Raw genomic sequence first — 23,874 nt, 5'->3', positions numbered from 1 at the left:
AGAGTTAGCGAGTGGCGGGTGGTTAACCTAGGCGGGCTAATACTTTCTAATTAACCCTTTAATACATTTGCAGTTCGCACCGGCTTGGCAATTCTTTGATGGCAGATCGGTGTCATTTTGATACCACCGCCGCCGGCATCCATGCCGCAAGGAGCTGAAGCATGAAACTGTTCATTCTGCACTGCATGAATTTCCTGCATCGCAAGGACGGTGCATCCGGTATCGAATACGCCGTCATCGCAACCATGGTTGCAGTGGTGCTGGCGGCTTTCGTCGGGGATATTTCCACGGCCGTGAACACAACATTCACGACCATCAAAAATGCGCTTTGAGGCCTGAAAGGGAGCCAGCGGCATGCAGAACGCTTGCGCGCGTCAGCAGATCCTCCTGGTGGATGACGAGCAGGACGTTCTGCTGGAATTGGCGGAGCTGCTCGAAAACGAAGGCTTCGCCTGCCTGACCGCCACCTCGGTGAAGGCGGCCTTGCACCAGCTGACCTGTCACCCGGACGTAGCCCTGGTGATCACTGATGTGCGCATGCCGGGCGAAAGTGGCATCGGGTTGATCAAGCGCTTGCGCGAGCATACCGCCCGCCTGCATTTGCCGGTGATCGTCATGTCGGCACAGGCCGACCTGGATGACGTCAGCGAATTGCTGCAATTGCAGGTACTGGACTTCTTCCGCAAGCCGATCTACCAGGCCCGTTTGCTGGAAACCCTGGACAACCTGTTCCCCGTGTCGCGCTTGCGCGTCGTCAATTGAATTGACCTGGGCAGGAACGAAAACGCCCGGCACTTGGCCGGGCGTTTCGGTGGTTGCGATCAGGCGTCGGGGTCACTCAGCTCCAGGGCGCCGCGCTTGCTGCGCAGCTTGCCGTAGAAGTGCTCCAGCGCGTGGTTCAGCTTGGTGGCGGCACCATCCACTGCCTGGTCCAGCGAAGCGGCAGTGTGGGTCACGGAAATCGGTTGGTGGCCTTTGGGGCGAGCCTCCATCTGGCAGCGTTTGTCATGCGGTCCGGGCTTGGCGCCATTTTCGTCGCGCAGGTGCACCTCGATGCGGGTGAGGTCGTCCTCGTAACGTTCAAGTGAGCTTTCCAGTGTACTGCGGACCCACTGGTCGAGCCGGGCGTTGCCTTCGAAATGGTTGCTGCTGTTGACCTGGATTTGCATGATTCAATCCTTATTCAGCTTGCTCGCATGGAGGCGCGGCCAGGTCCTTGAGACCGTTGGAAATTCTGCGCCTCTTGACTCTAAGGTCAGGCAACCGCCGGATGAATTCAAGCCCTTTCGGAAAATAAATTTCTTGTTGCATATCTGCGCGCACCGGCAGCTTGTCGTTGAAGCTTTGCTTATGAGAATTGAAATCATTAGTATTGCAGCCCCGAACACGCCCGGACCTTCGCCATGACGCGCAAAACCGCCGGCCTTCCGCTCAGCTACCGCCTGGCCGTGGCCTCACGCAGCCTGGCTGCGCTGCTGGGCGGCTATTTGCTGGCGTCTGCGGCCAGCGTCTGCATCGCCCTGGTGGCACCGTTGCCCAAGGTAGACGCCACGCTGATCGGCCTGATGCTGTCGTTCGTTTTCTACCTGCTGGCCTTCATCTGGTGCTTCGCCTGCCGCAGTGCCTGGCGCGCGTGGCTGGGCGTGCTGGCGCCAAGCCTGGTACTGGGCGTGATCAGTGGCATTGCCTACTGGGTGAAAACCTCATGAAAGACGGCTTCCGCCAGGCCATGGCCTGGCTGCATACCTGGACCGGCCTGATCTTCGGCTGGCTGTTGTTCGCCATTTTCCTTACCGGCACGCTGTCGTATTTCAAGGAAGAGATCAGCCAGTGGTCGCAGCCCGAAGTGCGCAGCCATGCACTGGACCCGGCCCATAGCCTGGCCCTGGCACAGCGTTACCTGCAGGACAATGCCGGGCATTCGGGCACCTGGTTCATCCGCTTGCCCAACGCCCGCGAAGCGGGCTTGAGCGTGGGCTATCGCGACCCCAACGGCGGGCCGCGCGGCTTTGTCAGCAAGACCCTCGATACCCAGACCGGGCAACCGGTAGAGGCACGCGACAGCCGCGGCGGCGAGTTCTTCTACCGCTTCCACTTCCAGCTGCAGATGCCGTACCCCTATGGCCGCTGGCTGTCGACCTTCTGCGCCTTCATCATGCTGCTGGGGCTGGTCACCGGCATCATTACCCATAAAAAGCTCTTCAAGGAGTTCTTCACCTTCCGCCCCGGCAAGGGCCAGCGCTCGTGGCTGGATGGGCACAACGCGATCGGTGTGCTGGTGCTGCCGTTCCACCTGATGATCAGCTACAGCAGCCTGGTGCTGTTCATGTACATGGTGATGCCGGCGGGGATCATGGCCAGCTATGGCAACGACACCGGCAAGTACTTCAATGACCTGTTCGGGCGCAACGATGCACCCAAGGCGGCCCAGGTGGCTACGCCGCTGGTCGCGCTGCCCAGCCTGTATGCCAAGGTGCAGGCGCTGCAACCCGAGGCACGCATTGGCAACATCCAGGTGCAGAACCCGGGCGACCGCAATGCCCGTGTCACCTTCACCCAATCGGCGGCCGACCATGTGGCCTACCGGCGTAGCGCCAACTGGACGTTCGATGGCGCCAGCGGCACGCTGCTGAGCCAGGGCAAGCCGGAGAGCGGGGCCATGATGACGTCCTTCAGCTTTGCCGGCCTGCACATGGGCAACTTTGCCGTGCCCTGGCTGCGCTGGTTGTATTTCTGCTTTGGCATTGCCGGTACTGCGGTGATTGGCACAGGCCTGGTGATGTGGCTGGGCAAGCGCCAGCTCAAACATGCCCAGCGCGCGCACATGCCCGGCGAGCTGCGCCTGGTCGAGGTGCTCAATATCGCCAGCATGAGCGGCCTGCTGCTGGCAGTGGCGGGCTTCTTCTGGGCCAACCGGCTGATCCCGGCCGCTGCCGCCGGCCGTGCCGATTGGGAGGTGAATGTCTTCTTCATCGTCTGGGGCCTGTCCCTGGCCCATGCCGTACTGCGCAGTGGGCGCCGGGCCTGGGGCGAGCAGCTGGCGCTGGGCACATTGGCCTTCGCCTTGCTGCCGCTGCTCAATGGGCTGACCACCGACCGTGGCCTGAACCATTCGCTGGCGGCAGGTGACTGGGCCATGGCAGGCCTGGACCTGACCGCGCTGGGTACTGGGCTGTTCCTGGCCTGGCTGGCCGGCAAGATGCTGCGCAGCCCCGCGCCGCTGGCCAAACGCGCGCCGCGGGTGGCAGACAAGCCGCGCGCCGAAGCGGCGCAGGCACGCTGATGCTGGGGAACGCATTGCTCGCCTACGCAGGCTTCGTTGCCCTGTGCCTGGCCATGGAAAAACATTTTACCGGCCTGCTCGGGCGCAAGCCGCACCCCGGCCAACTGCGCCTGTTGCGCGTGGCGGGCTGGTCGTTGCTGGTGCTGTCGCTGGCGTTCAGTGTGCACCTGCGTGGCTGGGCCCATGGCCTGGTGGAGTGGGCGGCGGTGATGATGGCGGCGGTCACCGTGTGGGTCTTCGCCCTGCCGTACCAACCGCGGCTGTTGCTGGGCCTGGCTGCCGGCAGTGTGCTGCTGGGCCCGGTGCTGGCCCTTTTGGCGGTGTGACAGCATGAGCGAGCAGGGCGATACCCTCGGGCCGGATGCCGACAGCGCAGGCGGGCGTGCGCGTTTTGTTCAGGTGTTCCAGGCCCAGCGTGCACGCATGGAGGCACTGGTCAGCCGGCGCGTGGGCTGCCGCGCCACGGCGTCGGACCTGGTCCAGGAGTTGTTCCTGCGCTTCTGGCGTCGCCCCGAGGTGAAAGTCGAGGCGCTGGATACTTACCTGCTGCGATGTGCCGGCAACCTGGCCATCGACCACCTGCGCAGTGAGGGCAGCCGCGAACGCATTGCCGAAGCCGCGCTGGCGGTGGACGAGGCGAGCATGACGCATGCGCCGGAGCAGGCCGTGGAAGTGGACCACGACCTGCAGCGTATCGAGGCTGCCTTGCGCGCCTTGCCCGAGCGCACCCGGCAGATCTTCCTGCTCAACCGCATTCACGGCTGCAAGTACGGCGAGATCGCCAAGGCCATGCAGCTGTCCCAGAGCGCGGTGGAAAAGCATATGATGCGCGCCCTGGAAGCGTGCAAGGCGAGTGTTGCCGAGCCCGCGTCCACCCCGCGCCGGCCTGGGAGAGCCTGCCGATGAGTCCTATACCGCCGATCACCGAGGCGCAGGCGCAGGCCGCGTTGCGTTGGCTCAGTCGCATCAGCGAGCAACCTGCAGTGGCCCAGGGGGCCTCGTTCAAGCGCTGGCTGCTGGCCGAGCCCGGGCACCGCGCAGCGTACGAACAGGCCCAGGCGCTGTGGCGCAACAGTGGTGTGGCGGCGTCGCGGCTGGCTGCCGAAGAGCATGCCAGCCTGCAGCCCTACCTGGCCGCCATGGCTCGCCCGGCCGCCAGGCGCGCCGGCCGCGCGCGCCTGGCGGCAATCGGGCTGGCGGCCTGCCTGGTGCTGGCCATTGGGGTCGCCGGGGGCTGGCACCCAGGCTACTGGCTGCAGGACCTGCAGGCCGACTACAGCAGTGCCGGGCAGATTCGCCAGGTTACCCTGCAGGACAACTCGCAGGTGACCCTGGATGCGGGCAGTGCAATTGCGGTCGATTTTGCCCATGGCAAGCGTCGCGTGCGCTTGCTGCATGGCGCGGCGTTCTTCCAGGTCACGCATACCGGCGAGCCATTCCTGGTCGAAGCCAACGGCGGTGAAGTGCGGGTACTCGGTACCCAGTTTGAGGTGCGTGAGCAGGGGGACGGCACGCAGGTCACGGTGCGCAGCGGGCGGGTGGCGGTGAGCCCGGCCGCGGGGGCCGCGGCCAGGGAGCTGACGGCCAACCAGCAGGTGAGCTACGGCGCCGGCCGGGCCGGCGCAACCCTGGCGGTGGACAGCGACAACCGCCTGGCCTGGCGCCAGGGCTGGCTGAATTACTACCAGGTGCCGCTGGCGCAGGTGGTCGAGGACCTGGGGCGCTACTACCCAGGGCGGATCCTGTTGCTGGATGAGGAACTCGGGCAGCGTAAGGTCAGTGGCAGTTTCCCCTTGGCCGAGCCGCTGCTGGCACTGGATTCGCTGGGCAAGGTGATGGGCTTTTCACGGCAGACCGTGCTGGGCCGTTTGACGCTGATCCGCTAGCCCCTGTATCGGCCGCCGTTGGCGCCTGCCGTGGAAGCGGGTTTGCCCGCGAACCGGCAGCACCGGGAAAATATTTTCAAAAGCGCATGAGGTAACCGACCATGGCATCCGTGTAATGAGTGGAAGTGCGATTCATTCGTACTCATATTCCTCTCACAGGTCCGCGTCCATGAAGTTCTCCCCGCGTTGCGTCCCCCTCTGGTTCGGCCTTGCCATGCTCCCGACCGTTGCCGTGGCTCCCCAGGCCAGCGCTGCCGAGCAACAGCAGGCCTACGCCTTCGCCCAGCCGGCGCAACCGCTGGCTCAGGCCCTCAGCGCCTTCAGCCGTACCACGGGCCAAAGCGTGGTCTACACCGTAGCCTTGCCCGGGGTGCAGGCGCCGGCGCTGACCGGCACCTACAGTGCCGAACAGGCGCTGCAACAGCTGCTGGCAAGCAGCGGGCTGACCTGGCGGCGCCTGGACGCGCGGACCCTTACCCTGGACGCGCTGGATACTACCGGTGCCCTCAACCTGCAGGCCACCACGGTGACCTCGCTACGGGACGACTACAGCTACCAACCCCCAGCCACGGCGTCGATCATGCGTGGCCAGGGCGCCAACCAGGACATTCCCCAGGCGATCAACGTGGTCCCGGCGCAGGTCATCCGTGACCAGGCGCCGCGCAACCTTGACGATGCCCTGGCCAACGTCAGCGGCATTACCCAGGGCAACAACTTCGGCGGCACCTCCGACACGGTGATGAAGCGCGGCTTCGGCGACAACCGCGACGGCTCGATCATGCGCGATGGCATGCCCATCGTGCAGGGCCGCAGCCTCAATGCCAGTACCGAACGGGTCGAAGTGCTGAAGGGGCCGGCCTCGCTGCTGTACGGTATCCAGGACCCGGGCGGGGTCATCAACGTGGTCAGCAAGCGCCCTCAGCTCGAGCAGTACAACGCCCTGAACCTGCGGGGTTCCACCTACGGCAGCGGCAAGAACGGCAGCGGCGGGGGCTTCGACAGCACCGGCGCGCTGGGCGACAGCAACTTTGCCTACCGCATGATCGTCGACCACGAAGACGAAGATTACTGGCGCAACTTCGGGGTGCATCGTGAATCGCTGGTCGCGCCGTCGCTGGCCTGGCTGGGCGAAGACACTCAGGTCGTGCTGGCCTACGAGCACCGCGAGTTTCTCTCGCCGTTCGATCGGGGCACGGCCTTTGGCAGCAATGGCCACCCGCTGGACATTCCCGCCACCCGGCGCCTGGACGAGCCCTTCAACGACATGGAAGGGCGCTCGGACCTGTACCGTCTGGAGGTCGACCACCAGTTGGCCGATGACTGGAAGCTGCACGTTGGCTACAGCTTCAACCGTGAGACCTACGACGCCAGCCAGGTTCGCGTCACGGGGGTGAACCAAGCCAATGGCACCCTGGCCCGCAGTATCGATGGCACCCACGGCGCCATGAGCCGTGACCAGTTCGCAACCCTGAGCCTGACCGGCACCGTGCAATTGGCCGGCATGCAGCATGACTTGCTGCTGGGCGCCGACCATGAAGACCGCAAGGTCTACCGCGCTGACCTGATCCGGCAAGCCGCGCGGTCCCGCTTCAGCTACGTGAACCCGGTGTACGGGCGGGAAGTGGAAGGCACCACCGTGCGTGCCAGCGACAGTGACCAGACCGACAAGCTGCGCACCGACGCGCTGTTCCTGCAGGACGCGCTGCACCTGGACGATCACTGGATCCTGGTGGCCGGTGCACGCTTCCAGCAGTACGACCAGTACGCCGGCCGTGGGCGCCCGTTCACGGCCAACACCGATACCAACGGCCAGACCTGGGTGCCGCATGCCGGTATCGTCTACAAGGTCGATGAGCAACTGTCGTTCTATGGCAGCTACAGCGAATCGTTCAAGCCCAACTCCAGCATCGCGCCGCTCACCGGGGGGGTGGTACTGGACTCGTCGGTGGCGCCGGAAGAGGGCAAGTCGTGGGAGCTGGGCGCCAAGCTCGACATGCCGGGCAGCCTGACCGGTACCTTGGCGCTGTTCGACATCACCAAGCGCAACGTGCTGGTGGCCAATTTCGACACGCGCACCGGCGATACGCTTTACAGCAATGCGGGTGAAGTCAATTCACGCGGGGTAGAGCTGGACCTGACCGGCCAGCTCAGCGAGCGCTGGAGCCTGATCGGCAGCTATGCCTTCACCGATGCCAAGGTCACCAAGGACCCCGACCTCAAGGGCAACCGCCTGCAGAACGTGGCCAAGCACAGCGGCTCGCTGTCGGCGGTGTACGACTACGGCAGCCTGTTCGGCGGCGACCGCCTGCGCTTTGGTGCCGGGGCACGGTATGTAGGTGAGCGCAGCGGCAACGCGACCAACACCTTCGACTTGCCGTCCTACACCGTGGCTGACGCATTTGCGACCTACGAGACCAAGCTCGATGAGCACAAGGTGTTGTTGCAGCTGAACGTGAAGAACCTGTTCGACAAGGTGTACTACAGCTCGGCGGTGAACCAGTACTTTGTGGCGATTGGGGATGCGCGGCAGGTGAGCCTGTCCAGTACCTTTGAGTTTTAGGGAGCAGGGGCCGCTTCGCGGCCCATCGCAGGCAAGCCAGCTCCTACAGGTACTGCGTGGAGCCCGGGCCTGATGCAATCCCTGTGGGAGATTCTATGGTTCCTGGCAAGGGTAGCCGGAGCATCTTCAGCGCCTGTGAGATCGAGCGCCGCCCGCGCGGCGCAATCGCGAGCTGCGCTCGCTCCTACGTTTGTTTCGGGCCAGTAACGCCTGTGACAGGCGCGCGCGGCCGCCTTGTTTGTACGGCGCGGTATTGAGGCATGCACCAAGGCGTTCGCGCGCGAATCCCACAGGAATAATTGGCCCGAAACAAACGTAGGAGCGAGCGCAGCTCACGATTGCGCCGCGCGGGCGGCGCTCGCTCTAACAGGCGCTGCCATACCTTGTGGCAAACACCTGTCAGCCATGACGCGATCCCTGTGGGAGCTGGCTTGCCTGCGATGGGCTGCAAAGCAGCCCCGATGTCACAGGTTGAAGGCCAGGCGGTACTCGCCCGGTGTGGCGCCAACGGCCTGGCGGAACCGATTGCTGAAATGGCTGGCACTGGCAAACCCTTGTCGCAGTGATGGCCGGGAATGTGCTGGTGTTTCGCAAGCCCAGGGCACGGGTAGCTGAGGGGGTTGTGGAGGCCAGATGAGTCATGGCCCTATCAGCGACCAGCTACCGAAACTGTGGGCGCTGGCTTGCCGACGATAGGGCCGGTACAGGGACAACCGGGGGATCAGCCCTTCCACACCTGCGGGTTCACCAGGTCCCGCGGCCGCTCACCCAGCAGCGCCGCACGCAGGTTGTCCAGCGCCCGGTTGGCCATGGCTTCGCGGGTTTCGGCGGTGGCCGAGCCTATGTGCGGCAAGGTCAGGGCATTGGGCAGCTTGAACAGCGGCGAATCGCTCAGTGGCTCTTTCTCGTAGACATCAAGGCCTGCGCCGCGCAGGGTGCCGTTCTGCAGCGCTTCGATCAGTGCGGCTTCATCGACCACCGGCCCGCGTGCAATGTTGATCAGGAACGCGCTTGGCTTCATCAGCTTCAGCTCGCGGCTGCCGATCAGTTTGCGGGTCGCGTCCGACAGGGGCACCACGATGACCACGAAGTCGGCTTCGGCCAGCAACTGCTCCAGGCTGCGGAACTGCGCGCCCAGCTCCTGTTCCAGCGCGCTCTTGCGGCTGTTGCCGCTGTACAGGATCGGCATGTTGAAGCCGAAGCGGCCACGGCGGGCCACGGCTGCGCCAATGTTGCCCAGGCCGACGATGCCCAAGGTCTTGCCATGCACATCACTGCCGAAGTGCGCCGGGCCCACGGTTGCCTGCCAGTTGCCGGCCTTGGTCCAGGCGTCGAGTTCGGCGGTACGCCGTGCGCAGCCCATGATCAGCGAAAAGCCCAGGTCGGCGGTGCTTTCGGTGAGCACGTCCGGGGTGTTGGTGAGGGCGATGCCGCGTTCGTTGAAGTAGTCCAGGTCATAGTTGTCGTAGCCGACCGACACGCTGGACACCACCTCGAGCTTGGCCGCACCTTCCAGCTGCGCCCGGCCAAGCTTGCGCCCGACCCCGATCAGGCCGTGGGCTTCGGGCAGGGCTTCGTTGAACTGGGCGGCGATGTCGCCCAACTTGGGGTTGGGCTGTATCAGGTTGAAATCTTGCTGCAGGCGCTCGGCCATGGCCGGGGTGATTCGGCTGAAGGCCAGGACGGTCTTTTTCATCGGGCTGCTTCCAAGGGGAAAGCTACAAGCTACAAGTTGCAAGCTACAAGCTACAAGAAAAAGCAGCACGTGAACGGATCTGCTTTTTCTTGCTACTTGCTACTTGCAGCTGCCCTCAGTCGGCGATCAGCACCTGATGGGTTTTCAGGTCGGCCTCATGCGCGGCAAGAATTTCCGGCAGCGAGTTGCGCAGGTATTCGACCCAGGTCTTGATCTTGGCATCCAGATACTGGCGCGACGGGTAGATGGCGTACAGGTTCAGTTCCTGCAGGCGGTACTCGGGCAGCACCCGCACCAGGCTGCCGTCGCGCAGGCCATCGATGGCCGAATAAATCGGCAGCACGCCTACGCCCATGCCGCTGCGGATCGCGGTCTTCATGGCGTCGGCGGTGTTGACCATGAACGGTGAGCTGGTGATGTTGACCATCTCTTGGCCTTCCGGGCCATCGAACAGCCACTTTTCCAGCGGGATCACCGGGCTGACCATGCGCAGGCAGGCGTGCTTGAGCAGGTCGGCAGGTTTGTGCGGCAGGCCATGGCGGGCGATGTAGGCGGGCGACGCGCAGACGATGCTGTAGGTGATGCCCAGGCGCTGCGAAACGAACCCCGAGTCCGGCAGCTCAGTGGCCAGCACGATGGACACGTCATAGCCCTCGTCAAGCAGGTCGGGCACGCGGTTGGCCATGGTCAGGTCGAAGGTCACGTCGGGGTGCGATTCACGGTAGCGGGCAATCGCATCCACCACGAAATGCTGGCCCACCCCAGTCATCGAATGCACCTTCAATTGCCCGGCAGGGCGCGCATGGGCGTCGCTGGCCTCGGCCTCGGCTTCCTCGACGTAGGTCAGAATCTGTTCGCAGCGCATCAGGTAGCGCTTGCCGGCCTCGGTCAGCGCAATGCGGCGGGTGGTACGGTTGAGCAGCCTTGTTTGCAGATGGGCTTCCAGGTTGGAGACCGCCCGCGACACGTTCGCGGTGGTGGTGTCCAGTTGCGCCGCAGCGGCCGTGAAGCTGCCTAATTGCGCTACGCAACTGAAAGCACGCATGTTTTGCAGGGTGTCCATGGGTCACTCTCTAGGTAGAGGACAAAATTGTGTCACGAAGCAACGCAAAAGTTATGAAAACTTACCTTCGACCAAAGGCGGATTATCGCCGTTTTGGTAACAAAGATTCGCAGGAATCTACGCTTATCGCCAGTGCTGCCGCCCCCTAGAATTGCTCGGCCCCTCCACCTCTTCCTCGGGAAATCGCAGCTGTGCCGCGTCGCATCATCAGAACGCTCAGTGCGTTCAGTGCCTGTGCCCTTGCCCTCACCTTGAGCGGCTGTATCGGAACCTGGGGCATCGCCCCGCAAAGCAAGACGCTGCAAGCCAATACCCTGACCACCGACGCGGCCATTCGCGAAGCCGCAAGCGATGCTCACTGGCCCGACCAGCAGTGGTGGCACGCCTATGGCGACCCGCAACTGGACCGCTGGGTTGCCCTGGCAGTGGCCGGCAGCCCGAGCCTGGCCATGGCCGCCGCGCGGGTGCGTGAAGCCAAGGCCATGGCCGGTGTGGTCGAGTCGGCTGAAAAGCTCCAGGCCAACGGCCAGGCCACGCTCAAGCGCCACAACTGGCCTGAAGACCAGTTCTATGGGCCTGGCGCGTTGTCGGGTGCCAACACCTGGGACAACAACGCGGCCATTGGCTTGAGCTACGCGCTGGACTTGTGGGGCCGTGAACGCAACGCCAGTGAACAGGCCGTGGACCAGGCGCACATGAGCGTGGCTGAAGCGCGCCAGGCGCAGCTGGAGCTGCAGAACAACGTGGTGCGTGCCTATATCCAGCTGAGCCTGCACTTTGCCCAGCGCGATATCGTCAAGGCCGAGCTGGCACAGCAAGAACAGATCCTGGCCTTGGCCAAGCGCCGCCTGGCGGCCGGTATCGGCACCCATTTCGAAGTCAGCCAGGCCGAAGCGCCGCTGCCGGAAACCCATCGCCAGCTCGATAGCCTCGACGAAGAAATCGCCCTGGCCCGCAACCAGCTGGCCGCCCTGGCCGGCAAAGGCCCGGGGGAGGGCGCGCAGTTGCAGCGCCCGGCTCTGGCCCTGGCCGCAACACTGAAGCTGCCGTCCAACCTGCCTGCGGCACTGGTCGGCCAGCGCCCGGATGTGGTCGCCAGCCGCTGGCAGGTGGCTGCGCAGGCACGCGGCATCGACGTCGCGCACGCCGGCTTCTTCCCCAACGTCGACCTGGTCGGCAGCCTGGGCTTCATGGCCACGGGCGGCGGGCCGCTGGAATTCCTGACCGGGCGCAAGTTCAACTACAACGTTGGCCCGGCCATCAGTCTGCCGATCTTCGACGGCGGGCGCCTGCGCTCGCAGCTGGGCGTCGCCTCGGCTGGCTATGACGTGGCCGTGGCGCGCTACAACCAGACCGTGGTCGGTGCGCTGAAGAACATTTCCGACCAGTTGATCCGCCGCGAGTCGATGCAGCAGCAGTCGCACTTCGCTGCCGAATCGGTGGCCGCCGCGCAGAAAACCTACGACATCGCCATGGTCGCCTTCCAGCGTGGCCTTACCGATTACCTCAACGTGCTCAATGCGCAGACCTTGCTGTTCCGCCAGCAGCAAGTGCAGCAGCAGGTGCAGGCGGCACGCCTGATCGCCCATGCCGAGTTGGTCACCGCGCTGGGCGGTGGCCTGCAGGCTGGCCAGGACGTACCCCAGGAAGAACGCCAGGCTGCGCCGAACACCCCGGCGACCCTGGCCATTTTCGATACCCGGCCGGACAACGCTGAATGAGCACTTCCAGTTTGCCTGTGCGCTGGCTGCAAAGCCTGGAATGGCGTCGCGGCTTCTTCGCCTGGGCGCGTACCGATGGCGTGACCTGGGTCTACATCTTCAAGGTACTGGCAGCCGCGTTCATTACCCTGTGGCTGGCCATGCGCCTGGAGCTGCCCCAACCGCGCACGGCGATGATCACCGTGTTCATCGTCATGCAGCCGCAAAGCGGCCATGTGTTCGCCAAGAGCTTCTACCGGGTGCTCGGCACCCTGGCCGGCTCGGCGATGATGGTGGCGTTGATTGCCATTTTTCCGCAGAACACCGAGCTGTTCCTGCCCAGCCTGGCGCTGTGGGTTGGGCTGTGCTCGGCCGGTGCCATGCGCTACCGCACCTTCCGCGCCTATGGCTTCGTGCTGGCCGGCTACACCGCGGCCATGATCGGCCTGCCGGTGCTGCAGCACCCCGACCAGGCGTTCATGGCGGCGGTGTGGCGGGTGCTGGAAATTGCCCTGGGCATCCTGGTGTCGACTTTCGTCAGTGCCGCGATCCTGCCGCAGTCGGCCAGCGCCGCCATGCGTAACGCCCTGTACCAGCGCTTTGGTGTGTTCGCCGGGGTGGTGGTCGAGGCCTTGCGCGGTGACAGCCAGCGTGACCGTTTCGAAAGCAGCAACGTGCGCTTCGTGGCCGAGGCGGTGGGCCTGGAAAGCCTGCGTAACGTCACCGCCTTCGAAGACCCGCACATGCGCCGGCGCAGTGGCCGGCTGGTGCGGATGAACAGCGAGTTCATGGCCATCACCACACGCTTCAACGCCCTGCACCGCCTGCTGGAGCGACTGCGTGCACGTGGCCCGCGGCAGATCGTCACCGCCATCGAGCCGGGCCTGAACACCTTGGTGGAGCTGTTGCAACCCTACGTGGGCCGGGCGCTGACCGACGCCGATGCCTTGCGCCTGACCCTGGAGCTGGGCGCCTACAAGGAAGGCCTGCAAACCCAGGTGCGTAGCCTGCGGGCCGACTACCTGGCAACCGGGCCGAGCGCGGCTGACCAGCTCGACTTCCACACGGTGTTCGAGCTGTTGTACCGCTTCATCGACGAAATGTTCAGCTACGCCGAAACCCACGCCTCGCTGGCCGCACACAAGCACGAGCGCGAGCAATGGGACGAGCCCTATGTGGCGCAGACCAGCTGGCTGGTGTCGTTGGCAGCGGGTGTGCGCGCCTCGGCGGTGCTGTTGCTGCTGGGCAGCTACTGGCTGCTCAGCGACTGGCCCAGTGGCGCCATGATGACCCTGATCGCTACGGTGACCGTGGGCTTGTCGGCGGCCTCGCCCAACCCCAAGCGCATGTCGTTCCAGATGGCCTGCGGCACTGCGCTGGGGGCCTTGGTCGGCTTCTTCGAGACCTTCTTCGTGTTCCCCTGGATCGATGGGTTCCCATTGCTGTGCATGGTGCTGGCGCCTGTGTTCGTGCTCGGCGCGTTTCTCTCGTCACGGCCGGCCTACGCGGGCTACGGCATCGGCCTGCTGGTGTTTTTCGCCATCGGCTCGGTACCCAACAACCTGACCGTGTACGACCCCTACAGCTTCATCAATGACTACATCGGCATGATTCTGGGCATGTGCGTGTGTGCCGCCGCCGGGGCGATCATCCTGCCACCCAACAGCCGCTGGTTGTGGAGCCGCCTGGAGCAGGAGCTGCGCGAGCAGGTGTTGTTTGCCATCAGCGGCCGCCTGCGTGGCATCGGCACGGCGTTCGAAAGCCGCACCCGCGACCTGCTGCACCAGGCTTACGGCCTGGCGGCGGGCAAACCGAAGGTTCAGAGCGAGCTGATGGGCTGGATGTTCACCGTGCTGGAGGTCGGCCACGCGGTTATCGAGCTGCGCAAGGAGCAGGCCCGCGCCCCGGTGCACCCGGCCTATGCCGAGTCGCAACCGTGGCGCCAGGCCATCCGCGTGATGGGCCGGGCCCTGGCACGGCTGTTTCTGCAGCCCAGTGCCAGCAACCACGAACGCGCGCTGGTAGCAGTGGACCATGCCATTGCCCGGGTGCAGGCCACTGACGAGCCATTCGCCCGGCACTTCGATACCTCGGTGCTGCGCCGTGCGCAAAGCTACCTGCACTTCATCCGTTCTTCCCTGCTCGACCCACAGTCGCCGCTGGTGCCGGCGAAAGGACTGCCTGATGCTGCGTGAAAGCATGCCCCGCGAAATCGCCTTCCATGGTGTGTACATGCCCACCATGACCTTGATGTTCCTGTTTGCGCTGGGCTTGGCCTGGGGCCTGGACCGGTTCATCGCCAGCCATGATGGCTACCGCTTCTTCTGGCACCCGGCGTTGCTGCGCCTGAGCCTGTTCGTCTGCCTGTTCGGCGCCATGGCGCTTACTGTCTACTGGTGAGAAACCTTCGATGAAAAAGTTCTTCAGCCTGATCGCCACCCTGCTGGTGCTGGTCGCTGCCGTGGCCATCGGTCGCCAGTTGTGGGTGCACTACATGACCACGCCGTGGACCCGTGACGGCCGCGTGCGTGCCGATATCATCAACGTGGCCGCCGACGTGCCTGGCTATGTGGTGGACGTGCCGGTCAAGGACAACCAGCGGGTGAAGAAGGGCGACCTGTTGATCCAGATCGACCCCGAGCACTATCAACTCGCTGTCGACCAGGCCAAGGCGCTGGTCGCGTCGCGCAAGGCCACCTGGGAGATGCGCAAGGTCAACGCCAAGCGCCGTGCCGACATGGACAACCTGGTGATCTCCAAGGAAAACCGTGACGATGCCAGTAACATCGCCAACTCGGCGCTGGCCGACTACCAGCAGGCCCAGGCTGAACTGGCAGCAGCCGAGTTGAACCTCAAGCGCACCCATATCGTAGCCACGGTGGACGGCTACGTGACCAACCTGAATATCCACCGGGGCGATTACGCGCGTACCGGTGAAGCGGTGATGGCAGTGGTCGATGAAAACTCGTTCTGGGTGTATGGCTTCTTCGAGGAGACCAAGCTGCCGCATGTGAAGGTCGGTGACCAGGCCGAGCTGCAGATGATGAGCGGCGAGCGCATCAAGGGCCATGTGGAGAGCATCGCCCGCGGTATCTACGACCGCGACAACCCGCAAAGCCGCGAGCTGATTGCCGACGTGAACCCTACTTTCAACTGGGTACGCCTGGCGCAGCGGGTGCCGGTGCGCATTCACATCGATGAAGTGCCGGAAGGGTTCTTGCTGGCGGCGGGGACGACTTGTACGGTGGTGGTGAAGCCGAGCGAGGGGTGACCTGCGGCGCCATTCTGGCCCACAGTCACTGCACTGCCTTTAGATACAGCGCTGGACCTGTGGTGGCGGGCATGCCCGGCAAGAATCCAACGCGGTGGCTGGCACCGGCTGCGCCGGTGTTCGCGGGCGCGCCCGCTCCCACAGGTTACGCTGTGCGCCTGCCAGCATCGACAACCTGGCGTTCAGGCGGGCCCCACCAATACCGGCACCTTCACCCGGTCGATCACCTTCGCGCTGATCGATGGGTCCAACAACCGCCCCAGCCGTGACAGGTGGCGGTGGCCCATGATGATCAGTTCGCAGTTCAGTTCCTGCGCCTTGGCTACGATCGCCTCGACCGGTTGCCCCGCGATCATGCAGCCCTGGCTGGCGAAGCCGGCCTGTTGCAACTCGCCTACCGCCTTGGCCACCGCGTCGTCGGCCTGGTGCTGTTCCTTGCAGGCGGCGGGGTATTGCTCCAGCTCTTCGGTGGTGTAGGGCGCGGGTTGCTCGTGCACGGCGAAGGTAGAGTCGATGGCCAGCAGCACGTGCAATTCGTGTTCGCCGGGGCGACAGTAACGGCGGGCGAGGGTGAGCAGGGCAGTGGCGGCGGGGGAGGCGTCGATGGCGATCAGGACGGGGCTGGACATGCAGGATCCTTGCTTCTGGCTGGCTAGTCATTTGCCTGCACCGGCGATAGGGTCGGTGCAGGCACTGCAACTGTTATGACCCAATCACCGTCCAGAATAAATGCCCCACCACGCACGAGCGCATTGCGTCTGGTGCAATCCGCCAACTTGCTACAATCGCCACTCCCCAGCTGTAATGGAACACGGCCATGCAACTCCCGGACATGAACCTGCTCGTCGCCCTCGATGCCCTGCTCGACGAAGGCAGTGTGGTCGGCGCGGCGCAGCGCATGAACCTGAGCCCCGCGGCCATGAGCCGGACCCTGAGTCGTATCCGCGATGCGTTGGGCGACCCGATCCTGGTGCGCGCGGGCCGTGGGCTGGTGCCGACGCCACGGGCGCTGGCCTTGCGCGAGCAGGTGGCGGCGCTGGTGGAGCAGGCCGGGGAAGTGTTCCGCAGCGCCGATGAAGTCGACCTGCCCAAGCTCGACCGTGCCTTCAACATTCGCACCAATGACCTGTTCATCGCCCTGTACGGCGCCCAGCTGCTGCGCCGCATGCACGAGCAGGCACCGCGCACGGTGCTGCGCTTCGTGCCGGAAAGCCCCGGCGGTGACGACGACAGCGTGCTGCGAGACGGGCGCACCGACCTGATCATCAGCTCGACCGTTGATCTGGGACCGGAGATCAAGGTGCAGAGCCTGTTCCAGACCTACTATGTAGGCTTGGCCCGGCGCGACCACCCGATCTTCGAGCAGCCGATCACGCCGACCAGCTTTGCCAGTTACCCACAGATCAGCGTATCCCGCCGTGGCCGGGCCAACGGGCCGATTGATGTCGAGCTGGCCAACTTCAAGGTGCAACGGCGGGTGGCATTGATTACCCCGAGTTTTCACTCGGCGCTGTTCTCGCTACCGGATTCGGACCTGATCCTGCCGATGCCGGCGAATATCCTCAACAGCGTGCACAAGCTCGGGTTGCCACTGCGATCGTTCGAGATCCCGGTACCGCTGGAGCGGGTGACGGTGCTGCAAGCCTGGCACCCGCGGTTTCACAACGACCCGGCACATCGGTGGTTGCGGCAGACCTTGAAGGCTTGCTGCAGTGTTGATCCGTGATTGCCTGTAAGGGCCTCATCGCTGGCAAGCCAGCTTCCACAGATTCTATGGTTTCTGGCAAGGGTAGCCGGAGCATCTTCAGCGCCTGTGAGATCGAGCGCCGCCCGCGCGGCGCAATCGCGAGCTGCGCTCGCTCCTACGTTTGTTTCGGGCCAGTAACGCCTGTGACAGGCGCGCGCGGCCGCCTTGTTTGTACGGCGCGATATTGAGGCATGCACCAAGGCGTTCGCGCGCGAATCGCACAGGAATAATTGGCCCGAAACAAACGTAGATCGAGCGCCGCCCGCGCGGCGCAATCGCGAGCTGCGCTCGCTCCTACGTTTGTTTCGGGCCAGTAACGCCTGTGACAGGCGCGCGCGGCCGCCTTGTTTGTACGGCGCGATATTGAGGCATGCACCAAGGCGTTCGCGCGCGAATCCCACAGGAATAATTGGCCCGAAACAAACGTAGGAGCGAGCGCAGCTCGCGATTGCGCCGCGCGGGCGGCGCTCGCTCTAACAGGCGCTGCCATACCTTGTGGCAAACACCTGTCAGCCCTGATGCGATCCCTGTGGGAGCTGGCTTGCCGGCGATAGGGCCGGATCTGCAAAAAAGTGGATTGCGCCTGACGCAACATAAACCTACCGAGAAGTCAGTTTTCGTCAGCATTCGACCTTCTTAGACTTGCTCCAGTCGCAAATTTGTTGCTGGAGATGTCGTTGCATGAGTTCCCTGTCCGCCCCGTCTGCTGCCATCGTCGGCGCCCCCGCGCCGGCTGCGCCTGCGCAGACGGCGTTCGGCCTGCAGGTAGTGGTCGGTCTGTTCGGTGTATTGCTGGCCGTGTTGTGTGCGGGCCTCAACGAGTCGGTGACCAAGATTTCCCTGGCCGACATCCGCGGCGCCATGGGCATCGGGGCCGACGAAGGTGCCTGGCTGCTGGCGGTGTACAGCGCCGCTTCGGTCTCGGCCATGGCCTTTGCGCCGTGGCTGGCCACCACCTTCTCGCTGCGGCGCTTCACCCTGAGCGCCATTGGCCTGTTCGCCGTGCTCGGCTTGCTGCAGCCGTTCGCCCCCAACCTGCACAGCCTGATGCTGCTGCGCGTGCTGCAGGGCTTTGCCGCCGGCGCCTTGCCACCGATGCTGATGAGCGTGGCCCTGCGTTTCCTACCGCCGGGCATCAAAGTGTACGGCCTGGCCTGTTACGCCCTGACCGCCACGTTCGGCCCCAACCTCGGTACCCCGCTGGCCGGGTTGTGGACTGAATACGTGGGCTGGCAATGGGCGTTCTGGCAGATCATTCTGCCGTCGGCACTGGCCATGTGTTGTGTGGGCTGGGGCCTGCCGCAGGACCCGCTGCGCCTGGAGCGTTTCAGGCAGTTTGACTGGCGTGGCGTGGTGCTTGGCCTGCCGGCCATCAGCAGTATCGTCCTGGGCTTGTCGCTGGGGGACCGCTGGGGCTGGTTCGACTCGCCGCTGATCTGCTGGCTGCTCGGGGGTGGGCTGCTGTTGCTGGTGCTGTTCATGTTCAACGAATGGTCCGAGCCGCTGCCGTTCTTCCAGTTGCGCATGCTGTCGCGGCGCAACCTGAGTTTCGCCTTGGTGACCTTGGCCGGCGTGCTGGTCGTGCTGTCGGGTGTCGGCAGCATTCCGTCGGCCTACCTGGCGCAGATCCAGGGCTACCGGCCGGCGCAGACCAGCCCGCTGATGATGCTGGTGGCGATGCTGCAGTTGATCGCCCTGCCATTGACCGCAGCGCTGTGCAACATCCGCGCGGTGGACTGCCGCTGGGTGCTGGGCATCGGCCTGGCGATGCTGGCGGTGTCCTGTGTTGGCAGCAGCCTGCTGACCAGCGAATGGATCCGTGGCGACTTCTACCCGTTCTACCTGCTGCAGGTGTTCGGCCAGCCGATGGCGGTGCTGCCGTTGCTGATGCTGTCCACCAACGGCATGACTCCGCAGGAAGGCCCGTTCGCCTCCAGCTGGTTCAACACCGTCAAGGGCCTGGCCGCGGTGATCGCCGGTGGCCTGCTGGATGCGCTTGGCACCCTGCGCCGGCACTTCCATTCCAACCACCTGGTGGACAGCCTGGGCAACGCTCCGCTGGTCGACGATAACGCCGCTGGCCTGGCCAGGCGCATCCACGATCAGGCGCTGGTGCTGACCTCGGCCGACCTTTACCTGGTCATGGCCTGCGTCGCCGTGGCCCTGATCTGCCTGATTCCTTTCGTGCCCACTCGGGTCTACCCGCCGCGCGCGGTGGCCTGAACCCTGGATGAATTCGAGAACCGCTGATATGACCAACAACCGCAAAACCCTGTTTATCGGCTCGGTGCTCGCCGTGGCTGTCCTGGCTGGTATCGTCGGCCCCTGGCTGTTCGGCAGCGACCACCGCCAGAGCACCAATGACGCCTATGTGATCGCCGACTACACGGTGGTCGCGCCCAAGGTAGCCGGCTTTATCAAAGAGGTGCTGGTAGAGGACAACCAGCAGGTCACGGCTGGCCAGCTATTGGCGACCATCGATGCCCGTGACTACCAGGCCGCGCTGGATGCGGCGCAGGCGCAATTGCTGGTGGCCAAGGCGCAAAGCGCCGATGCCCGCGCCACCCTCGAACGCCAGGCCGCGCTGATTGCCCAGGCCGAAGCTGCGGTGAAAGCGGCCCAGGCCGAAGCGGCGTTCGCCGACCATGAGGTCAACCGCTACAGCCGCCTGGCCGAGCAGGGCGCCGGTACCGTGCAGAATGCCCAGCAGGCACGCAGCAGGGTCGACCAGGCCCGCGCGCGGCTGGCCAATTCCCAAGCAGCGCTGGTGGCGGCGCGCAAGCAAGTGGACATCCTTACCGCCCAGGTAGCCAGTGCCGATGGCCAGCTCAAACGCGCCGAAGCGGGCCTGGAAAAAGCCCAGCTTGACCTGTCCTACACACGCATCACCGCGCCGGTGGACGGCATGGTCGGCGAGCGCGCGCTGCGGGTCGGCGCCTACGTCAACCCGGGCGCTCGCCTGCTGTCGGTGGTGCCGTTGCAACAGGCCTATGTGGTCGGCAACTTCCAGGAGACCCAGCTGACCCACGTGCAGCCGGGCCAGCCGGTGAGCATCAGCGTCGACACCTTTTCCGGCGAGAAGCTGCAAGGCCATGTGGAAAGTATCGCCCCGGCCACCGGCGTGACCTTCGCCGCCGTGAAGCCGGACAACGCCACCGGCAACTTCACCAAGGTGGTGCAGCGCATTCCGGTGAAGATCGTTTTCGATGATGGCCAGCCGCTGCTCGCCCGCTTGCGCGTGGGCATGTCGGTGGAAGCGACCATCGATACCCGTGGCGACAAGCTGAACGGCAAAGAGGTCAGCGCACGATGAAAGCGGCATTACGCGTGAGCCCATTACTGCTGGCCGTCCTGATGGCTGGCTGCAGCATGGGCCCGGACTTCCTGCGCCCTGACAGCCAGGCACCGCAACAATGGGCGCCGCTGCAAGGTGAGGCGGCGGCCAGCCAGCCGCAGGCCGAACCGCTGGAGCTGCGCTGGTGGGAAAGTTTCCACGATGCCCAGCTCAGCGCATTGATCCAGCGCGTTGCCGAGCGCAACCTCGACTTGCAGATGGCCAGTGCCCGGCTGGTACAAAGCCGGGCCTTGCGCAGCACCGTGGCCGCCGATGAAATGCCGGCGGTGGATGTTGCTGCCGGCTACAGCCGTGCCCGCAACAGCGCCGAAGGCCTGAGCGACCCGTCTGGCAAGGCGGGCAAGCAAGCCTTCAACCTCTGGCAGGGCGACTTGGTAGCGGGTTGGGAGCTGGACCTGTGGGGCCGCGTGCGGCGCCAGGTCGAGGCGGCCGATGCCACGGTCGAAGTGGCGGAGAACGACCGCCGCGGGGTGCTGTTGGCATTACTGTCGGAAACTGCCGGCAACTACATCCAGTTGCGTGCGGTGCAGCACACCATCGATGTCACTCGCGACAACCTCAAGGTCGCCCAGCACAGCCTGAAGCTTTCGGAAAGCCGCCAGGCCGAAGGCGTCGCTACCCGCCTCGACGTAGCCCAGGCCAGTGCCCAGGTGGCGTCCATCGAGTCGCGTCTGCCCAGCCTCGAAGCCCGGCGCGATGACCTGATCAACGCCCTCAGCCTGCTCGCCGCCGACCCACCGCGCAGCCTGCAGGCCCAGTTGCTACAGGGCGGCGAACTGCCTGCGCCGCGGCAGAAGTTCGCCATCGGCTTGCCGTCCGAGCTGGCCGAGCGCCGGCCGGACATCCGCCAGGCCGAGGCTCGCCTGCACGCTGCCACCGCCAGCATCGGCGTGGCCAAGGCCGACTTCTACCCGAGCATCCGGCTGTCTGGCAGTGTCGGCTTCCAGGCCATGCAGTTGTCCGATTTTGGTGCCTGGGACGCGCGCCGGTTTGCCTTTGGGCCACAGCTTTCATTGCCGATCTTCGAGGGCGGCCGACTCAAGGGCACCCTGGAGTTGCGCGAGGCGCAGCAGCAGGAAGCGGCGATTAATTATCGCAAGGTGGTGCTGGGGGCCTGGCATGAGATTGACGATGTGCTACGCCTGTACAACGCCAGTCAGTTGCGCCGTGATCACCTGGCCGAGGCCGTGCGGCAGAACCGCATCGCCTTGGAAACCGCCCAGCGCCAGTACGTGGAAGGGGCGGTGGATTTTCTCAACGTGCTGACGGTGCAGAGTGCCTTGCTGGCCAGCGAGGAACAGTGGATCGACAGCTCGGCGGCGGTGTCGCAGGCGCTGGTGGCGCTGTACAAGGCCTTGGGGGGTGGCTGGCAGGCGTTTGATCAGCAACCGGTGAAGAAAGCTTTGCAGCCCATCGCCGGCAAGCCAACTCCCACAAGTACAGCGCAGGTCTCAGGTACAGCGCAATACCTGTAGGAGCGGGCTTGCCCGCGAAGGGCTGCAAAGCAGCCCCGGCGATTTCCCAGACAGATGAGGAGGCAAAGATGCACATTTCCCTGAACGGCAAACGCGCGATCGTCAGCGGTTCCACCGCCGGCATTGGCCTGGCCATCGCCATAGGTCTGGCCGAAGCCGGCGCCGAAGTGGTCCTCAACGGCCGCACCCAATCCCGCGTCGACGAAGCGCTTAACGCCGTGCGCGAACGCTTGCCACAAGCGCGCATCATCGGCATCGCTGCCGACCTCGGCACCCAGGAAGGTGCGCAAAAGCTGTTCGACCAGGTGCCGCATACCGACATCCTGGTCAACAACCTGGGCATCTTCGAGCCCAAGCCGTTCTTCGAGATCGAAGACGAAGACTGGCAGCGCTTCTTCGACGTCAACGTGCTTAGCGCGGTGCGCCTGTCGCGCCACTATGCCCGAGGCATGGCCGAGCGCAAATGGGGGCGGGTGGTGTTCCTGTCCAGTGAGTCGGCGCTGCAGATCCCGACCGAGATGGTTCACTACGGCATGACCAAGACCGCGCTGTTGGCGGTGTCACGAGGGCTGGCCGAGACCCTGGCGGGCACCGGGGTAACGGTGAATGCCGTGCTGCCTGGGCCGACGCGCTCTGAAGGCGTGGGTGACTTCTTCGCCAAGCTGGCCGAGGAGCAGGGGGTCACGACTGCTGAGCTGGAAACCAGCTTCCTGGTCGAGCACCGGCCCAGTTCGTTGATCAAGCGGCTGGCGACAGTGGAAGAGGTGGCCAACATGGTGGTGTACCTGGCATCGCTGCAGGCCAGTGCTACCACCGGGGCGGCGTTGCGGGTGGACGGCGGGGTGCTGCGGTCCATTGCCTGATTGTCTACTGCCTGTACCGGCCTCTTCGCGGGCTTGCCCGCTCCCACAGGAGTAGTGTGATTCCGAAGCGGGTGCCATACCTGTGGGAGCGGGCAAGCCCGCGAAGAGGCCAGCACAGGCAAGCAAAGAATCAAAGCGGTCGCAGCAGGCCAAAGCGCTTGCGCAACGCCCAATCCAGCAAACGCCGCGGCAGCAACCGAGCCATCAACGGCAACGCTGTACTGCCATTGCCCAAGCGCACCACAGCCGGTACCGGCGACCTGCTCACCGCCGCCAACACGCCCTTGGCAAACACTGCCGCCGAAGTCGGCTTGTCCTGCGAAGCCCGCGCGCGTGCCTGCACCTGTTCACGCAACGGCCACCACGCCGAATCCGACGCCAGTACCTGCTCGGCCTGGCGCTGGGCGTTGCTAGCGAACTGGGAGGCAATCGCCCCGGGTTGCACTTCCATCACCTGCACGCCGAACGGTGCCAGCTCAAGGCGCAGGGCATCGCTCAGGGCATGCACGGCGGCCTTGGAGGCGCAGTAGGCGCCGGCGAACGGGGTGACCAGTACGCCGGATACGCTGCCGATATTCACCACCAGGCCCCGTGAGCGGCGCAGCAGCGGGAACAGCGCGCGAGTGACGCCTACCACGGCGAAGACGTTGGTCTCGAATTGCTGGCGCAGTGCGTCCACACCGCCATCGAGCAATGGGCCCATGGCGCCGTAGCCGGCGTTGTTGATCAGGATATCGAGGCTGTCCAGTTCCTCGGCCAAGCGGGTAAGGGCCTCGCTGTCGTTCACGTCCAGTTGCCGGGCGGTGTAGCCGGCGGCACTCAGTTGCTCGACATCCTCAGGCTTGCGGGCGGTGGCCCAGACGTGGTGGCCAGCATCGCGGAAGGCGTCGGCCAGGGCGCGGCCGATGCCGCTGGAACAACCGGTGATCAGGACGGTGGGCATGGTGGGGGCCTTTGATCAAGGTGAGGGGTGTG

21 protein-coding genes and 2 pseudogenes are annotated in these 23,874 nt (G+C 64.8%); 17 read left to right on the top strand and 6 right to left on the bottom strand.

Annotated features, from left to right (window positions below):
* The first annotated feature begins 161 nt into the window (after positions 1–161).
* Together FPB55_RS21505 and FPB55_RS21500 are read left to right on the top strand one after the other, a co-directional pair.
* Positions 162–332 (top strand): Flp family type IVb pilin, encoded by a 171-nt coding sequence (locus FPB55_RS21505; RefSeq protein WP_029885790.1) that lies wholly within the window; start codon positions 162–164, stop codon positions 330–332.
* Positions 333–354: 22 nt separating this feature from the next.
* Positions 355–762, top strand: a complete 408-nt coding sequence (locus FPB55_RS21500; protein WP_009685022.1) for a response regulator — start codon at positions 355–357, stop codon at positions 760–762.
* 59 nt (positions 763–821) lie between these two features.
* On the opposite strand, the gene FPB55_RS21495 is transcribed toward FPB55_RS21500, so the two are convergent.
* Positions 822–1,169 carry an HPF/RaiA family ribosome-associated protein gene (locus FPB55_RS21495; protein ID WP_009685023.1) on the bottom strand — a complete coding sequence of 116 codons (348 nt, stop codon included), beginning with the start codon at positions 1,167–1,169 and terminating at the stop codon, positions 822–824.
* 234 nt (positions 1,170–1,403) lie between these two features.
* On the opposite strand from FPB55_RS21495, the gene FPB55_RS21490 reads away from it, so the two are divergent.
* The 6 genes from FPB55_RS21490 to FPB55_RS21465 all read left to right on the top strand — a co-directional run bounded on the left by FPB55_RS21490 (position 1,404) and on the right by FPB55_RS21465 (position 7,729).
* Positions 1,404–1,709: a DUF3649 domain-containing protein gene (locus FPB55_RS21490; RefSeq protein ID WP_009685024.1), complete on the top strand. Its 306-nt coding sequence runs from the start codon at positions 1,404–1,406 to the stop codon at positions 1,707–1,709.
* Entirely contained in the window at positions 1,706–3,283 is a 1,578-nt protein-coding gene (locus FPB55_RS21485; protein WP_125855335.1) for a PepSY-associated TM helix domain-containing protein, read from the top strand. Before FPB55_RS21490 ends, FPB55_RS21485 begins: the two co-directional genes overlap by 4 nt.
* The gene (locus FPB55_RS21480) at positions 3,283–3,609 is read left to right on the top strand and encodes a DUF3325 domain-containing protein (RefSeq protein WP_115294725.1); all 327 of its coding nucleotides are present in this window, start codon (positions 3,283–3,285) and stop codon (positions 3,607–3,609) included. The genes FPB55_RS21485 and FPB55_RS21480 overlap by 1 nt, the downstream gene beginning before the upstream one ends.
* A 4-nt stretch (positions 3,610–3,613) precedes the next feature.
* Complete coding sequence (locus tag FPB55_RS21475) at positions 3,614–4,189, top strand: sigma-70 family RNA polymerase sigma factor (RefSeq protein ID WP_115294724.1); 576 nt, start codon at positions 3,614–3,616, stop codon at positions 4,187–4,189.
* Entirely contained in the window at positions 4,186–5,169 is a 984-nt protein-coding gene (locus FPB55_RS21470) for a FecR family protein (RefSeq protein ID WP_115294723.1), read from the top strand. Before FPB55_RS21475 ends, FPB55_RS21470 begins: the two co-directional genes overlap by 4 nt.
* A 169-nt stretch (positions 5,170–5,338) precedes the next feature.
* Positions 5,339–7,729, top strand: a complete 2,391-nt coding sequence (locus FPB55_RS21465; RefSeq protein WP_125855337.1) for a TonB-dependent receptor — start codon at positions 5,339–5,341, stop codon at positions 7,727–7,729.
* A gap of 464 nt (positions 7,730–8,193) precedes the next feature.
* Here FPB55_RS21465 and FPB55_RS21460 read toward each other — a convergent pair.
* The 3 genes and pseudogenes from FPB55_RS21460 to FPB55_RS21450 form a co-directional block, all read right to left on the bottom strand.
* Positions 8,194–8,283, bottom strand: a pseudogene (locus FPB55_RS21460) (AraC family transcriptional regulator); the annotation flags it as partial.
* Positions 8,284–8,450: 167 nt separating this feature from the next.
* Positions 8,451–9,425 carry a D-glycerate dehydrogenase gene (locus FPB55_RS21455; RefSeq protein WP_009685036.1) on the bottom strand — a complete coding sequence of 325 codons (975 nt, stop codon included), beginning with the start codon at positions 9,423–9,425 and terminating at the stop codon, positions 8,451–8,453.
* Between the two features lie 115 nt (positions 9,426–9,540).
* A complete protein-coding gene (locus FPB55_RS21450; protein ID WP_009685037.1) occupies positions 9,541–10,488 on the bottom strand; it encodes a LysR family transcriptional regulator in 948 nt (315 codons plus the stop codon).
* A gap of 191 nt (positions 10,489–10,679) precedes the next feature.
* Here FPB55_RS21450 and FPB55_RS21445 point away from each other — a divergent pair, with 191 nt between their 5' ends.
* From FPB55_RS21445 to FPB55_RS21430, 4 genes are read left to right on the top strand one after another with little or no spacing between them, the layout of a single operon-like run.
* Positions 10,680–12,209, top strand: a complete 1,530-nt coding sequence (locus tag FPB55_RS21445; protein ID WP_144189239.1) for an efflux transporter outer membrane subunit — start codon at positions 10,680–10,682, stop codon at positions 12,207–12,209.
* The gene (locus FPB55_RS21440) at positions 12,206–14,383 is read left to right on the top strand and encodes an FUSC family protein (RefSeq protein WP_009685039.1); all 2,178 of its coding nucleotides are present in this window, start codon (positions 12,206–12,208) and stop codon (positions 14,381–14,383) included. The genes FPB55_RS21445 and FPB55_RS21440 overlap by 4 nt, the downstream gene beginning before the upstream one ends.
* Positions 14,384–14,387: 4 nt before the next feature.
* Positions 14,388–14,588: a DUF1656 domain-containing protein gene (locus tag FPB55_RS21435; RefSeq protein ID WP_009685040.1), complete on the top strand. Its 201-nt coding sequence runs from the start codon at positions 14,388–14,390 to the stop codon at positions 14,586–14,588.
* A gap of 10 nt (positions 14,589–14,598) precedes the next feature.
* Positions 14,599–15,459 carry an HlyD family secretion protein gene (locus FPB55_RS21430; RefSeq protein WP_009685041.1) on the top strand — a complete coding sequence of 287 codons (861 nt, stop codon included), beginning with the start codon at positions 14,599–14,601 and terminating at the stop codon, positions 15,457–15,459.
* A 182-nt stretch (positions 15,460–15,641) separates the two neighbouring features.
* On the opposite strand, the gene FPB55_RS21425 is transcribed toward FPB55_RS21430, so the two are convergent.
* Positions 15,642–16,088, bottom strand: coding sequence for a universal stress protein (locus FPB55_RS21425; protein ID WP_054906227.1), 447 nt, complete (start codon positions 16,086–16,088; stop codon positions 15,642–15,644).
* Positions 16,089–16,276: 188 nt separating this feature from the next.
* On the opposite strand from FPB55_RS21425, the gene FPB55_RS21420 reads away from it, so the two are divergent.
* From FPB55_RS21420 to FPB55_RS21400, 5 genes and pseudogenes are all read left to right on the top strand, one after another.
* The gene (locus FPB55_RS21420; protein ID WP_009685043.1) at positions 16,277–17,185 is read left to right on the top strand and encodes a LysR family transcriptional regulator; all 909 of its coding nucleotides are present in this window, start codon (positions 16,277–16,279) and stop codon (positions 17,183–17,185) included.
* Between the two features lie 702 nt (positions 17,186–17,887).
* Positions 17,888–19,429 carry an MFS transporter gene (locus FPB55_RS21415; protein ID WP_144189237.1) on the top strand — a complete coding sequence of 514 codons (1,542 nt, stop codon included), beginning with the start codon at positions 17,888–17,890 and terminating at the stop codon, positions 19,427–19,429.
* Positions 19,430–19,457: 28 nt separating this feature from the next.
* Positions 19,458–20,519, top strand: coding sequence for an HlyD family secretion protein (locus FPB55_RS21410; RefSeq protein WP_009685812.1), 1,062 nt, complete (start codon positions 19,458–19,460; stop codon positions 20,517–20,519).
* Positions 20,516–21,952 (top strand): annotated as a pseudogene (locus tag FPB55_RS21405) (efflux transporter outer membrane subunit); the annotation flags it as partial. The gene FPB55_RS21410 and the pseudogene FPB55_RS21405, both read left to right, overlap by 4 nt.
* A 152-nt stretch (positions 21,953–22,104) precedes the next feature.
* The gene (locus FPB55_RS21400) at positions 22,105–22,899 is read left to right on the top strand and encodes an SDR family oxidoreductase (protein WP_009685808.1); all 795 of its coding nucleotides are present in this window, start codon (positions 22,105–22,107) and stop codon (positions 22,897–22,899) included.
* 130 nt (positions 22,900–23,029) lie between these two features.
* On the opposite strand, the gene FPB55_RS21395 is transcribed toward FPB55_RS21400, so the two are convergent.
* The gene (locus tag FPB55_RS21395) at positions 23,030–23,842 is read right to left on the bottom strand and encodes an SDR family oxidoreductase (protein ID WP_125855726.1); all 813 of its coding nucleotides are present in this window, start codon (positions 23,840–23,842) and stop codon (positions 23,030–23,032) included.
* Positions 23,843–23,874: the final 32 nt, after the last annotated feature.

It is taken from the genome of Pseudomonas sp. BJP69 (assembly GCF_007633355.1).
GTDB lineage: Bacteria > Pseudomonadota > Gammaproteobacteria > Pseudomonadales > Pseudomonadaceae > Aquipseudomonas > Aquipseudomonas juntendi.
Note: the sequence above shows the minus strand (reverse complement) of the source record. Positions and strands in the feature narration are given on the sequence as shown.